The 16,486-nt window shown below is 54.2% G+C and carries 1 protein-coding gene; it reads left to right on the top strand.

Annotated elements, in window-relative coordinates; genetic code table 11:
* Positions 1 to 41: 41 nt before the first annotated feature.
* Positions 42 to 16,424 (top strand): non-ribosomal peptide synthase/polyketide synthase, encoded by a 16,383-nt coding sequence (locus Q3F21_RS06865; protein WP_340250756.1) that lies wholly within the window; start codon positions 42 to 44, stop codon positions 16,422 to 16,424.
* The last annotated feature ends 62 nt before the right edge of the window (positions 16,425 to 16,486 follow it).

Genomic DNA, 16,486 nt, shown 5'->3' with positions numbered 1-16,486 from the left:
GTTGGAGGAACATCCTAGTTTTGACGAAGCGGAGGGTACAAATGAAAAAGCAGGAAAATATCGCGAAAATTTATCCGTTAACGCCATTGCAAGAAGGGATGTTGTTTCATTCCGTCAAGGATGAGAACTCCAACGCCTACTACCTCCAGATTTTCGCCACGATTGAGGGCGACTTTCAGCTTTCCCTGTTGGAGCAAAGCATCATCAAGCTGATCGAGCACTATGACGTTTTACGGACGGTTTTCGTCTATCAGAACCTGCAGCGTCCCAGACAGATCGTCTTTAAGCAGCGGACAACAAAGGTTCATTTTGAAGACATATCGCATCTTGCTGCCGACCGGCAAAAAGAGATCGTGAAAGCTTACTCCCTGCAACAACAGCAGCAGGGGTTTGATTTGTCGAAGGATATCCTCATGCGTGCTGCCGTTTTCAGGACGGGCGAACAGACCTATCAATTCGTCTGGGCGTTCCACCATATTATCGTAGACGGATGGGGATTGGGCGTACTCATTGACAAACTATTAACCTATTATGCGGCATTAAAAAAGCACGGGTCCATACCGGCTGAACCGGTCAAGCCCTTTAGCGAATATATCAAATGGCTGGAAAAACAGGACAAGGAAGAGGCCCTGTCTTACTGGAAGGACTATCTTTCCGGCTATGAACAGCCAGCGCATTTCCCGAAAACGAGGGTGCGTTCCGGGGAGACGCACTACCGCCAGGTCGAGAAAATGTTCTCGCTGGACGCGAACATTACCCATGCGTTGATGCGAATCGCCACCCGCAATCAGGCCACCCTGAACAATGTATTCCAGTCGATTTGGGGCGTGCTCGTGAGCAAGTACAAAAACACCGATGACGTCATATTCGGCTCCGTCGTCTCCGGGCGGCCGCCGGAAATCGAGGGCGTCGAGAGCATGGTAGGGCTGTTTATCAACACGATTCCCACCCGCATCCAAAGCAGCGGACAGCAATCGTTCAGCGCATTGCTGAAAGATGTTCAGCGCCGCTCCCTGATGTCGGCCAGATACGATTTCGCTCCTCTATATGAAGTGCAGGGTCAAACTTCACGAAAACAGGAGCTGATCGACCATCTCGTCACATTTGAAAACTATCCCGATTCCGAGCGGGAAGAGCTGCAGGAAGCGTTGGGCTTCCGCATCAGCATCGACGAAGGGGAGGAGCAGACGACCTATGATTTGAACGTGGTCGTGGCCGTCGTCCCCGGAAACGACATGCTGATCAAAATAAGCTACAACGCCGGCGTGTACGATTCCGCTTTTATCGAGGGGATCGAAGGTCATCTCAGACAGGTTGTCAATCAAGTCATCCACAATCCTGACATACTTTTAAAGGATATCGGCGTTGTCACGGAAGAAGAGAAACAGCAGCTTCTGGCGGCTGCGGCGGGCAGGCAAATGGACTATCCCCGCGATCAAACGATTTACGCCCTTCTCGAATCGGTTGCTGCAAAGTACCCGGAACAAGTGGCAGTCGTGGCTGGCAAAAAGCAAATTACGTACCGCGAGCTGCTTGACCGGGCACGGCATGTGACTGCTGTGTTGCGGGAAAGAGGCGTTGGCGCAAATCGCATCGTCGGGATCATGACCCCGCCGTCACTGGAAATGGTCATCGGAATGATCGGTATCTGGGGAGCAGGCGGCGCCTATTTGCCAATCGATCCGGAAGCGCCAGAAGAACGCATCCGCTATATGCTGGAAAACAGCGGCGTTGGCCAGGTGCTTGCTGTTTCCGCCATTTCCGACCAGATTCCGTCTATTGTAGAAACGCTGGAACTGGATAACCTCCCGCCGGTTCAAGCTTCGAATCTGCCAGAGGGAGACAACCGCAGCTCGGAGGATCTGGCCTACGTCATTTATACGTCCGGTACGACCGGTTTGCCGAAAGGTGTGCAAGTGACCAACAGGAATGTGCTCAACTACGTCACGTCCTTTGTCGATCAAGCGGCGATCACCCCGGATGATAAGACGATGCTCGTCTCCTCCTATGCTTTTGATTTAGGCTATACCGCCTTGTTTTCCGCGTTGCTCGCGGGATGCCAGCTGCATCTGCTGACAAAAGAGGAGTATACCCGTATTGATCAGCTTTTAGCTTATGTAAACAAACATCAAATCACGTATGCAAAAATGACGCCGTCGCTGTTCAGCGTCATCGTTCAGCAGGATTCCTTCCTCAAGTCCGATCACGACAGCTCGCTGCGGTTGATTGTGCTTGGAGGAGAACCGATCAGAACGGCGGATGTCCGCAAGTTTTTCGCCCGCTATCCGCGTGCGCAGATCATGAACCACTACGGTCCAACGGAGACAACCATTGGCTGCATTACCCATCTTTTCGACGCGAACAGCATGGATGATTTTGCCCATCGTCCCTTCATTGGAAAACCGATCGCCAATACCCAGGTGTACGTACTGGACGGCAATCAGCAGCTGCTGCCGATTGGCGCAGCCGGTGAACTGTGCATTAGCGGCGACGGCCTGACCAACGGCTATCTGAATCGGCCCGAGTTGACCGAAGAGAAGTTCATCCCCAATCCGTTTGTACCGGGTACCCGCATGTACCGTACAGGCGATATGGCCAGATGTCTTCCCGACGGCAATATCGAGTTTTTGGGCCGGGTGGATCAGCAAGTCAAAATCATGGGCTACCGGATCGAACCGGGCGAGATTGAAAAGCAGCTGGCCGAGCATGCGCAGATCAAAGAGGCAGTGGTGATTGCCATTCAGGATGAAGAGACCCAGCAGTTGTCAGCCTACTATGTTTCCGAAGAGGAGCTGACGGTAGCGGAATTGCGGAGCCATTTGTCCAAAACGTTGCCAGCCTATATGATTCCGGCTTATTTTATACGCGTGGAAAGAATCCCGCTGACTGCGAACGGAAAGATTGACCGCGGCGCGTTGCCGAAGCCGGATGGCGCTATGGTGACAGGGAAAGAGTATCTGGCCCCTCGCAATGAGACGGAAGCAAAGCTGGCAGAGATTTGGCGTGAAGTGCTGCCTGTCGACAAGATCGGGGTCATGGACCATTTCTTTGAAATAGGCGGACATTCGCTCAAGGCGATGATCGTCGTTTCCAAACTGGAAAAGCAATTTGAAGTCAGCATCCCCCTGAAGATCCTGTTTGAGAAGCCGACCATCGCTGACCTTGCAGCGTATATCGCTGAGGCGGAAAAGGGCAGCTACGCGGCTATCGAGCCGGTCTCTTTGCAGGAATACTATCCGGTTTCATCGGCGCAAAAAAGGATGTACTTCCTCCGCCAGCATGAGGGCGTGGAGCTCAGCTACAATATGCCCGGCGTTATGCAGATCGACGGCAACCTGGATGTTTCCCGCCTGAAGCAAGTAATGAAAACACTCGTTCGCCGGCACGAATCGCTGCGGACATCGTTTCACACCGTTAAGGGAGAAATCGTTCAGCGCGTGCATGAGGATGTCGAGCTGGACATCAGCTATGCGGAAGCGGAAGAAAATCAGGCGGAGGAGATCATCAAACGGTTCATCCGGCCATTTGATCTGGAAACCGCCCCGCTGATTCGGGCCGGATTGGTGAAATTGGCTCCGGAACGGCATCTTTTCCTGGTGGATATGCATCATATTATCGCAGACGGAACCTCCATCGGGATCTTATTCAACGAATTGATTCAATTGTATCGCGGTGAACATCTGCCCGAATTGCGCATCCAGTACAAGGATTTCTCCGTCTGGCAAAATGAGCGGTTTCAATCGGAGCTGTTTTCCAAGCAAGAGGCTTACTGGTTGAACGCTTTTAGCGGCGACGTTCCCGTTTTGACCCTTCCGACGGATTACCCGCGTCCGCTCACGCAAAGCTTCGAGGGAGATCAACTGATCCTGCGCACCGACAAGCAGCTCCTGGCCGATTTGAACAAGGTGGCAAATGAAACAGGCAGCACGCTCTATATGGTTCTTTTGGCAGCTTATACAGTTCTGTTGTCAAAGTACTCCGGCCAGGAAGATATTGTCGTGGGGACCCCGATCGCCGGCAGACCGCATGCCGATGTGGAAAAGATCATCGGGATGTTCGTCAACACGCTCGCCTTGCGGAACTATCCGAGTGGAGCCAAGTCCTTCCGGGGATATGTGGCGGAGGTCAAGCAAAATACGCTGCAAGCCTTTGAGAATCAGGATTATCCGTTCGAAGAGCTGGTCGAAAAGACCAATGCCCATCGGGACGCCAGCCGAAATCCGTTATTTGACACAGTCTTTATTTTGCAAAACATGGATTTGAATCTGGATATCAAATCCTTCCAAGTCGATCAGCTGACCTTTACCTCGCGGCTTTTGGATGTCAAACAGGCAAAAGTTGACCTTTCCCTGGAGGCGAGCGAGGAAAACGGGGAGCTCGTGTTCTACCTGGAATACGGCAGCAAGCTGTTCAAGCGGGAAACGATCGAAAAAATGGCGAACCATTTCCTGCAAATCCTGCGCGTCGTAGCGAAAAGTCCGGAGATTCGCTTAGCGGAAATCCCGATGCTCGGTGAGGATGAGCGCCACCAGCTGTTGGTGGAGTTCAACGATACCCGGCAAGACTTCTGCCGGGAGAAGACGCTGCAAGCCATGTTTGAAGAACAAGCGGCCCGGACACCAGAGCAAATCGCCGTTGAATGCGGCGAGCGCAGTCTCACCTACCGCGAGTTTAATGAGAGAGCCAATCAACTCGCGCATCTGTTGCGGCAAAAAGGAGTCGTCCCGAATCAAATCGTCGCCATCATGGCTAACCGCTCGCTGGAGAAGCTGGTCGGGATATTGGCTGTGCTGAAAGCCGGGGGAGCCTACCTGCCGATCGATCCTGACTATCCGCAAGAACGGATCTCGTACATGCTTGAAGACAGCGGAGCCCGCTTGATTCTGACCCAAGCGAGATACGTTGGAAAGGCCACGGGAGTCGTGGAATGCATCCATTTGGAAGAGGCAGCCTGCGATGCACCTGACCTGGAAAATCCGAAGCCTGTGAATCAGACCTCTGATATGGCTTATGTCATCTACACCTCAGGTTCGACAGGAAAGCCAAAGGGCGTCATCGTGGAGCATCGTTCCATCGCCAATACGATTCAGTGGAAACAAGCGGAAATGGGCTATGGCGTCCAGGATAAATCGCTTGTGTTGCTGTCCTTTGCCTTTGATGCCTTTGTTCTCAGTTTCTTTGCACCGCTTGGATCGGGAGCAACGGTGGTGATCGCGCCTGACGAGGCGGCCAAAGATCCGGTCGCCCTGAAAAAAGTGATACTTTCTTCAGGCATCAACCATGTAGCGACTGTGCCAAGCTTATACCAAGCCATTCTTGAGTGCAGCTCTTCCGGGGAAATGAGTCAGCTTCAGACGGTGACGCTCGGAGGAGAGAAGATTAGCGGACAGCTTGTCGAAAAAAGCAAACAAAAATATCCGCAGGTGGATATCATCAACGAATACGGACCGACGGAGTGCAGCGTAGCCGCTACTTTTGTCCGCAACCAGAAGCCGGATTCCTTCATCACCATCGGCCGTCCGATCGCGAACACCGCCATTTACATCGTGAATCCCTACGATCAGCTGCAGCCGGTTGGTGTCGTGGGCGAGCTGTCCATCGGCGGCCTGGGAGTGGCAAGAGGGTATTTGAACCAGCCTGAGCTGACAAAAGAAAAATTTGTTCCCAATCCGTTCGCGCCTGGTGAGCGCATGTACAAAACGGGCGACCTGGCCAAGTGGCATCCGGACGGAACGATTGAGTTCATCGGGCGGATCGATGAGCAGGTCAAAGTAAGAGGGTACCGGATCGAAATCGGCGAGATCGAATCTGTACTGGCAGACTTCGCTTCTATCCGGGAAGCCGTAGTGGCTGTCCCAGAGGATGAGAGCGGTCATCAGCACCTGATCGGCTATTTTACCGCCAAGACCGAGATCGTCGTGTCAGAGCTGTGGGCGCATATGTCCAAACGGCTTCCTCTCTACATGGTCCCAACCTATTTTGTCCAGCTGGAGCGATTCCCGCTTACGCCCAATGGCAAGATTGACCGGAAAGCCCTGCCGAAACCGGAAGGCAAGCCCGTGACAGGAGCGCAATATATCCCGCCGCACAGCGATACCGAGAAAAAACTCGCCAAGATCTGGGAAAACGTGCTGGGAATATCCAATGTCGGCGTCTTGGATAACTTCTTTGAATTGGGCGGCCATTCGCTGCGAGCCATGAACGTCATCGCCCAGGTGCACAGGGAATTCCAGGTGGAGCTGCCGTTGAAGGTTCTGTTTGCATCGCCTGCCATCCGGGAGCTGGCCGTCTGCATTGACGCCGGCGAAAAAGGCGATTTCCTTTCCATTCAACCTGTCGAGCCGCAGGAGTACTATCCGGTTTCTTCGGCGCAAAAGAGGATGTTCATCCTTCGCCAATTGGCCGGAGCTGACACCATCTATAACATGCCAAGCGCGATGTATATAGAGGGCAAGCTGGATGTGGAGCGCTTTGACTTCGCCGTTCAAGGCTTGGTCAAACGGCATGAAGCGCTGAGAACATCCTTCCACACCGTAAACGGAGAGCCTGTACAGCGCATCCATCAGGACGTCGAGCTGGAAGTGATGTATAAAGAAGCGACAGAGGACCAGGCGGGCAAGATCGTGGAAGAGTTTGTCCGGCCCTTTGACCTGGAGGCGGCTCCGCTGTTTCGGGTGGGACTCGTCAAGCTGGAAGCGGAACGTCACCTGTTTTTGATGGATATGCACCACATTATTTCCGATGGCGTTTCCGCCGGAATCGTAGCCGAAGAGTTTGCCCGCCTGTATCGCGGCGAACAGCTTCCCGAACTGCGCATTCAGTACAAGGACTTCGCCGTCTGGCAAAACGAGTTGTTCCAGACGGAGCTTTTTGCCAAGCAGGAAGCCCACTGGGTAAATACCTTTGCGGAAGAAATCCCGGTATTGAACCTGCCGACGGATTTTGTCCGGCCGACTGTGCAAAGCTTCGCGGGCGACCGGGTGCTGTTTGACACCGACAAGCAGCTGATGGACGACTTGCGCGCGCTGGCCGCTCAATCGGGGACGACGCTTTTCATGGTGCTGCTTGCGGCGTACAATCTGTTCCTCGCAAAGTACAGCGGGCAGGAAGATATTGTCGTGGGAACCACCATTGCCGGCAGATCCCATGCCGATGTGGAGAAAGTGATGGGGATGTTCGTCAATACGCTGGCGCTCAGAAACCGGCCAGCCGGAACGAAATCCTTCCTGGAGTTTCTCGATGAAGTCAAGCAAAACACGCTCCAAGCCTATGAGAACCAGGACTATCCCTTTGAAGCGTTGGTCGAGAAGCTGGAGATCCAACGCGACATGAGCAGAAATCCGCTTTTCGACACGATTTTCCTCCTGCAGAACATGGATAAAACAGCGTATGCGATCGACGGGCTGACGTTTGAGCCGTACCTTCCGGGAAAAGGCTTCGCCAAGTTTGATCTCATGCTGGAAGCGGATGAAACCGCTTCGGGAATCCAATTTTGTCTGGTTTACGCTACCCGCTTGTTCACACAAGAGACAGCAGAGCGAATGGCCCGTCACTTCCTGGAAGTCGTTCGTGCCGTCGCCGCAAAACCGTCAGCCTTGCTGTCCGAAATCGGAATCTTGTCTGAAGAAGAACGGCAACTGGTCAGCGTTCAATTTAATGACACCCGCTCGCTCTATCCACGAGAGAAGGCGATCGACGAGATTTTTGCCGAGCAGGTCGAGCGGACGCCGAATCGCGTTGCGGTGGTGGCGGACGGACGAACGCTGACGTACCGGGAACTGAATGACAGAGCCAATCACGTGGCACAGGTTCTGCGCGGGAAAGGAATCGGAGAGGGCCGCATCGTCGGGCTGCTGGCGGATCGCTCGCTGGCGATGATCGTCGGCATCATGGGCATCCTCAAAGCGGGTGGAGCCTATCTCGGCATCGATCCCGAGCATCCTGCTGACCGAATCTCCTACATGCTGGAAGACGGCGGTGTGAAGGTCATCCTGTCCAAACACAAGTTCGGTCATCTGATCACCGAAGCGTATGATCCCGTCTACCTGGACGATGAAAACCTGTACCAAGGAAATGCACCCGAGCTGCCCAACAACAGCAATCCGAATGATCTCGCCTATGTGATGTACACCTCCGGCTCAACCGGCAAACCCAAAGGGGTGATGGTGGAGCATCGCAACGTGATTCGCCTGGTAAAAAACACCAATTACATCCGGGTGGGCGAAGACGACCGGATGATCCAGACAGGAGCCATCGGCTTCGATGCGATGACGTTCGAGATCTTTGGCGCATTGCTGAACGGGGCCAGCCTCTATCTCGCGAACAAGGATACGCTCGTGGACGGCAGGAAACTAGGCCATTTCCTGCGAGAAAACGAGATTACCGTCATGTGGCTGACCTCGCCGCTGTTTAACCAGCTGTCGCAGCAAAACGAGGCCATGTTTGCCACCCTGCGCCATCTCATCGTCGGCGGGGACGTCTTGTCGCCGAAGCATATCAACCAGGTAAAGCAGGCAAATCCGGACCTGGCGATCTGGAACGGCTACGGCCCGACGGAAAACACGACCTTCTCCACGTGCCACCTGATCGAGCAGGAGTATGAGGAAAATATTCCGATCGGCAAACCGATCAGCAACTCCACCGCCTACATCCTGGATCGGCACAATCAGCTTCAGCCGGTGGGTGTGCCTGGAGAGCTGTGCGTGGGCGGTGACGGGGTAGCCAGAGGGTACTTGAACAAGCAGGAGCTGACCGCCGAGAAGTTTGTGCCCAATCCGTTCGTTCCCGGAGAAATGATGTATCGCACCGGTGATTTGGCAAGATGGCGGGAGGACGGCAGCATTGAGTACCTGGGCCGGATCGACCAGCAGGTAAAAATCAGAGGGTTCCGCATCGAGCTGGGAGAAATTGAAGCCGTGCTCGCCAGTCAGAAAGGGGTCAAAGAGGCAGTTGTCACTGTGATCAAGGAGCCGCAAGGGCAAGATGTCCTCTGCGCCTACTATGTCGCGGAAGCAGGTACAGCCTTGACCGACGTAAGAGAAGGCCTTTCCAAAGAACTGCCTTCCTACATGCTGCCCGCCTACTATGTACACCTGGATAAACTGCCGCTGACACAAAACGGAAAGGTGGATCGCAAGGCGTTGCCCAAACCCGATGGCCAACTGGCCGGAGGAGCCGGATATGTGGCGCCGGAGAACGAGGTAGAAAGGCAATTGGCGGACATTTGGCAGGAGGTTTTGGGAATCGAGCGGGTGGGGGCGACAGACAGCTTCTTCGAGCTGGGTGGACATTCGTTGAAGGCTATGACCGTCATCCATCTGGTGCATAAAGCGTTTCATGTGGAGCTGCCGCTGAGGGTCCTCTTTGAATGCCCCACGATCCGGGAGATGGCTGCTTACATTGACGCCGGAGAGAAAGCGGAGTACGAATCGATTCGGCCCGCCGCGCCGCAGGAATTCTATCCGGTATCCTCAGCGCAAAAGAGAATGTATATCCTTCATCAATTCGAAGGAAGCGGCATCAGCTATAACGTCCCGGGGGTCATGCTGCTGGAAGGAAAGCTTGACGACCGCCGCTTCGCGCATGCCCTCAGAAGTCTGGTTGACCGGCATGAGTCTCTCAGGACTTCTTTCCACTCCATCAACGGTGAGCCGGTCCAAAAGGTGCATGAGCATGTGGAGCTGGAGATCGTCTATGACGAAACAACGGAAGATCAGATCGAGAACACGATAAAATCTTTCATCGGTCCGTTCGATCTGGAGACGGCCCCGCTGTTCCGGGCAGGACTGGTGAAGCTGGGACCGGAAAAGCATCTGCTGCTGCTGGATATGCATCACATCATTATGGACGGGGTTTCGCTGGAAATCCTGATCGAAGAATTTGCCGCCTTGTATGAGGAGAAAGAGCTTTCCCCGCTGCGCATCCAGTATAAAGACTACGCTGCATGGCAAGCCGGAGTGTATCAAACCGAAGCTTTCCGGAAACAGGAGGCTTACTGGCTCGATGCCTTTGCCGGGGAAATTCCGCTCTTGAACGTGCCGACGGATTTCCCCAGACCTACCGTCCAAAGCTTTGCGGGCGACAACATCCAGCTCGGTTCCGGAAAACAGCTCACGGAAGATTTGCGCCGCCTGGCCGCCGAAACGGGAACCACGCTCTATATGGTGCTGCTTGCCGCCTACAACGTGCTGCTGTCCAAGTATTCCGGGCAGGAAGAGATCGTGGTCGGTACGCCAGTTGCAGGTCGATCGCATGCGGATTTGCAGCCGATTGTCGGGATGTTTGTCAATACGCTTGCGCTGAAAAACAAGCCTGTGGGTCAGCTGTCATTCCGCGAGTTTTTAGGGGACGTGAAGCAAAATGCGCTGGCAGCCTTCCAGAATCAGGACTATCCCTTTGAGAACCTGGTGGAGAAACTGCAAGTCCAGCGCGATCTGAGCCGAAATCCACTGTTTGATACGATGTTCAGCTTAGGGAACGGGAATACGGAAGGAATCGCAATCGACGGGCTGCGCCTTGTCCCTTACGAGGTTGAAGGGAAAGTGGCGAAGTTTGACATTACCCTTGACGCAGTAGAGCTGCAGGATGAGATTGTCTTCCAATTTGGCTACAGCACGATGCTGTTTGCCAGAAGCACGATGGAGTCCTGGACTGCCCATTACCTACAGATCCTGCAAACGATTGTCGCCGATCCTGACAGGAAGCTGTCTGCCATCAGCATGCTGACAGCAGAAGAAAAGCGCCAGTTGCAAGACTTCACTTCCAACGAAGCCAACTATCCGACAGACCGGATGTTCCACCAGCTGTTCGAGCAGCAGGTAGAAAAAACGCCGGATCAGGTGGCGGTCATCGATGCAGCTGAACAGATCACCTATCGGGAGTTGAATAGGAGAGCAAACCAGTTAGCGCGGATTCTGCGGGAGAAGGGCGTGCAGCCGGAAAGCACCGTGGGCATCCTGGTTGACCGTTCGCTGTACATGGTAGTGGGCATGCTGGCGGTGTTCAAGGCCGGCGGAGCCTATGTGCCGATTGATGCCGACTATCCGCAGGAGCGCAAGGAGTTCATGCTGGCGGACAGCGATGCAAAGCTTCTATTGACCCTGAAAAAGATGGAGAACCAAGTCCGGTTCGACGGCGAAATCCTGTACCTCGACCAAGAGGAGCTGTATCAGGGGGATGACGCGAATTTGGCGAGCGTAACCCGGCCGGAGCATGCGGCTTATATCATTTACACGTCGGGGACGACCGGAAAGCCGAAAGGGGTCGTCATTGAGCATCGCAGCTATGTCAATATCGCCTTTGCCTGGAAAGAAGAGTATCACCTGGATTCCTTCCCGGTTCGTCTACTGCAGATGGCCAGCTTTGCCTTTGACGTATCGGCCGGAGATTTTGCCAGAGCTTTGCTTTCCGGCGGGCAATTGGTGATCTGCCCGAGCGATGTGAGAGTGGACCCTGCTTCCTTGTACGACATCATCCACAAACACGAGATTACCATCTTTGAATCCACACCCGCTTTGGCCGTGCCGCTGATGCAGTATATTTTCGAGCAGAACCTGGATATCAGCCAGCTGCGGCTGCTGATCCTAGGATCGGACAGCTGCTCCATGGAAGATTTCAAAACCTTGCTGGCCCGATTCGGCTCGTCGATGCGAATCATCAACAGCTATGGCGTCACTGAAGCATGCATTGACTCCAGCTATTACGAGCAGCCGCTTTCCGCTTTGCACCAGGTCGGAACGGTCCCGATCGGGAAACCGCTGCCCAATACGAAGATGTACATTCTCGATCGGCATCTAGAGCCGCAACCAGTGGGTGTGGTCGGGGAATTGTGCATCGGCGGAAGCGGAGTGGCCCGCGGCTATTTAAACAGACCGGAGCTGAACGCCGAGAAGTTTGTGGATAATCCGTTTGCGCCCGGCGAGAAGTTGTATCGAACAGGCGATCTGGCGAAATGGCTGCCGGATGGAAATATTGAGTTTCTCGGACGCAACGATCACCAGGTAAAAATTCGGGGAATACGGATTGAGCTGGGGGAAATCGAAGCCAGGCTGCGGCAGTGCGACGGTATCAGGGAAGCAGTCGTCATCGCGAGAGAAGACCACTTGCAGGAAAAACAGCTGTGCGCCTATCTCGTCGCGGACCGGGAAGTTACTGCGGCCGGATTGCGCACCGAACTGGCGGCGCATTTGCCTGCCGCGATGATCCCGTCGTATTTCGTCACGCTTGAGGACTTGCCGCTCACCTCGAACGGGAAAATCGACAAGCGCTCTTTGCCAGCGCCTGATCCAACATTGCGGACAGGAGCCGAATACACCCCGCCCTGCACGATGCTGGAGTCTCGTTTGGCTGCCGTTTGGGAAAACGTGCTGGGCCTTGAGCGGATCGGCATCCATGACGATTTCTTTGCCATCGGCGGACATTCCCTGCGTGCGATGATGGTCATCACGCAGCTGCATCAAAAACATCAGATCGACGTGCCCCTTCGCGTACTGTTTGAGAAACCGACCATTCATCTGATGGCCGCCCACATCGAGCAAGCAGCCGGGGAACGCTTCAAGTCGATCCAGCCCGTACCGAGCCAGGAGCATTATCCGGTCTCGTCTGCGCAAAGAAGAATGTACATTCTCAGCCAGTTTGAAGGCGTGGGCACCACGTACAACATGCCATCCGCACTCCTGATCGACGGAAAGCTGGAACCGGAGCGACTCGAAGCCGCGTTCAAAAAATTGATCGACCGCCATGAAAGCCTGCGGACTGCTTTCGAGCTCGTAAATGGCGAGCCAGTGCAGCGGATTCACCAGGACGTGCCGTTTTCCATGCCGGATCAAACAGTGGCCGAAGAGCAGGTTCCGCAGATAGCTGCCGACTTTGTTCAGCCGTTTGATTTGAGCGTCGCTCCGCTGATGCGCGTGCAGCTTGTGAAAATGGCGGAACATCGCCATGCTTTGCTGATCGATATGCACCATATTATTTCCGACGGCGTCTCTTCCGGCATTTTGCTTGGAGAATTGATCAAGCTGTACCACGGCGAGGCTTTACCGGAGCTTCGCATCCAGTACAAGGATTTCTCCGTGTGGCAGCAGGAGTTTTTCCGCTCCGACGCGTTCAAAAAGCAGGAAGCGTACTGGCTCCAAGCCTTTGCTGGCGAAATCCCGGTGCTGCAGCTGCCAACCGATTACGCGCGGCCGACGGCAAAAAGCTTTGAAGGCGATCTGTTCGCATTCGGGACAGGAAAAGAGCTGTGCGACGGTTTGAACCGCGTAGCGGCGGAAACAGGAACCACTCTCTACATGGTGCTGCTCGCAGCGTACAACGTACTCTTGTCCAAATACTCGGGCCAGGAAGACATCATCGTGGGAACGCCGATTACCGGCAGGTCGCATGTCGACCTCGGCAATATCGTCGGAATGTTTGTCAATACCCTGGCGATGAGAAACAAGCCGGAAGGAGCAAAATCGTTCAAGGAGTTCCTTCTGGAGGTAAAAGAGAACGCCCTGCAAGCTTACGATCACCAGGATTATCCGTTTGAAGAGCTTGTGGAGAAGCTGGCGATTCCCCGGGACTTGAGCCGAAATCCTTTGTTCGACACCCTGTTTGCCGTCCAGAACTGGGGTGAAGAGAGCGGCGATCAGACAACTGATCAGTCTACGCTAACCTTTGCCCCACTCGAGTCGGAAAGCGCGGCCAAGCAAGCCAAATTCGACCTGTCCTTCATGTCAACGGAAGAAAAAGGAGAGCTTCTGTTCGGTGTCGAGTACAGTACGAGATTGTTCCGGAAAGAGACCATCGCCCGGTTAACCCGGCATTTTATGCGGATTATGCAAGCAATTGTGGAGAATCCCGACGTCAGACTTTCCGACATCCAAATGCTGTCCGACGAAGAAAAGCATCAGATCGTGAGCGAGTTCAATGATTCGCAATTGGTCTATCCAAGGGCTGCGAGCATTACCGAATTGTTTGCCGAGCAGGTCGTGCGGACGCCGAATCGCGTTGCGGTAGTGGCGGATGGCAAAACGCTGACGTACCGGGAGCTGGATGACAGAGCCAATCACGTGGCACAGGTTCTGCGCGGGAAAGGAATCGGAGAGGGCCGCATCGTCGGGCTGCTGGCGGATCGTTCGCTTGAGATGATCGTCGGCATCATGGGTATCCTCAAAGCGGGAGGAGCCTATCTCGGGATCGATCCCGAGCATCCGGCGGACCGCATCTCCTATATGCTGGAAGACGGCGCGGTAAAGGTCATCCTGTCCAAACGCGAATTTGGCCACCTGATCACCGAAACGTATGATCCCGTCTACCTGGACGCCGAAAGCTTGTACCACGGGGAAGCGCCCGTGGTGCCAAACAACAGCAGGCCGCATGATCTCGCCTATGTGATGTACACCTCCGGCTCAACCGGCAAACCAAAAGGGGTGATGGTGGAGCATCGCAATGTGATTCGATTGGTAAAAAACGCCAGTTACATCCAGGTGGTCGAAAACGACCGGATGATCCAGACAGGAGCCATCGGATTCGATGCAATGACGTTTGAAATCTTTGGGGCGCTGCTGAACGGGGCCAGCCTCTATCTGGTGAACAAGGATACGCTCTTGGACGGCAGGAAACTGGGCCATTTCCTGCGGAAACACGTGATTACCGTCATGTGGCTGACTTCGCCGCTGTTTAACCAGCTGTCGCAGCAAAACGAGTCCATGTTTGCCACCCTGCGCCACCTGATCGTCGGCGGCGATGTCCTGTCGCCAAAGCATATCAATCAGGTAAAACGGGCCAATCCGCAACTGGCGATTTGGAACGGCTACGGCCCGACGGAAAACACGACCTTCTCCACCTGCCACTTGATCGAGCAGGAGTACGAGGACCATATCCCGATCGGCAAACCGATCAGCAACTCCACCGCCTATATCCTGGATCGGCACAATCAGCTTCAGCCCGTCGGTGTGCCGGGAGAGCTGTGCGTGGGCGGCGACGGGGTGGCCAGAGGGTACCTGAACAAGCCGGAGCTGACCGCTGAGAAATTTGTGCCCAATCCGTTCGTTCCGGGTGAAATGATGTACCGGACCGGAGACTTGGCGAGATGGCGGGAAGACGGCAGCATTGAATACCTCGGCCGCATCGACCAGCAGGTAAAAATCAGAGGGTTCCGCATCGAGCTCGGGGAAATTGAAGCGGCAATAGGCAATCTCAAGATGGTGAAGGAAGCGATCGTCACAGTAGGGGAAGGCACAGATGGAGAAAAAGTCCTGAACGCCTACTACGTCGCTGAAGAGGACGTCACCCAAGCCGAGGTACGGGAGTACGCCGCAATAGAGCTTCCGTCCTATATGGTTCCGACCTATTATGTGCGCATGGAAAAGCTTCCCTTGACGCCAAATGGAAAAGTGGACCGGGCAGCATTGCCCCAGCCGCAGCGATTCGATCTGGCAGCAAGAGAATATGTGGCTCCGAGAAATGAGACAGAAGCGCAGCTCGCAACTATTTGGCAGGATGTGCTGGGAGTCGAAACGATTGGGGTCACCGATGATTTCTTCGAACTCGGAGGACACTCGTTAAAAGCGACGCTGCTGGTTGCCAAGCTGTATGAATCGATGCAGGTCGAACTGCCGTTGAAGCTCGTCTTCATGCATCCGACGATCGAAAAACTGGCCGAATTTGTCATGCATCGACCGTTCGAACAGCACGCCGGACAGCTGCTGCTGTTAAACGACGAAACACCGAGACGCGTGTTCGGTTTTACGCCTATCGGCGCCCAAGGCGTCTTCTACAAGAAGCTGGCCGATGAATTGAAGGACTTCTCTTTGTACAGCTTTGATTTCATTGAGGAAGAGAACCGCTTGCAGCAATACGTGGAGGCCATCGTGAAAACAGACCCAGCCGGCCCGTATACGCTTCTCGGTTATTCCTCCGGAGGCAATCTCGCGTTTGAAGTCGCGAAAGAGCTGGAAAAACAGGGGTACGCCGTGTCTGACATCATTTTGTTCGACTCCTATTGGAAGGACACCGTGATCGAACAAACACGGGCGGATGCTGAAAAAGATGTCCGGAAGCTTTTTGCACAAATGGAAGAAAACACGGAGTTTTTTAACGTCACCAAAGAAGAGCTGACCGAATACGAAGCAAATGAATTCGTCAGAGAAAGCTACACACGCAAAACGGTCAACTATCTCCTGTTCTTCAATCAAATGATCAACACAGATAAAACAAACGCAGCCGTTCACCTCATCCAGGAAGAGAACGGGTCCACAGATGACGAGGCGATCCAGTCGGCGAACATGAATGTATCCGCATGGGAGAAGGCGTCCCGGCAACTCATCAAACACCACGGATACGGCATCCATTCGAGAATGCTCGGAGGCGAGCATGCAGGCAGAAACGCTGCTCTTCTCCGGGAGATTCTCCAGGAAATTTTCGTTTCCAAAGAAGTATAAGCTTGTCGATGATTCCCCCTGCCAGGGTTCTCCTGATGCAGGGGGAATCAACAAATCATCGC

It is taken from the genome of Brevibacillus borstelensis, from assembly GCF_037834415.1.
GTDB lineage: Bacteria > Bacillota > Bacilli > Brevibacillales > Brevibacillaceae > Brevibacillus > Brevibacillus borstelensis_A.
This window is presented reverse-complemented; position numbering and strand designations above follow the sequence as displayed.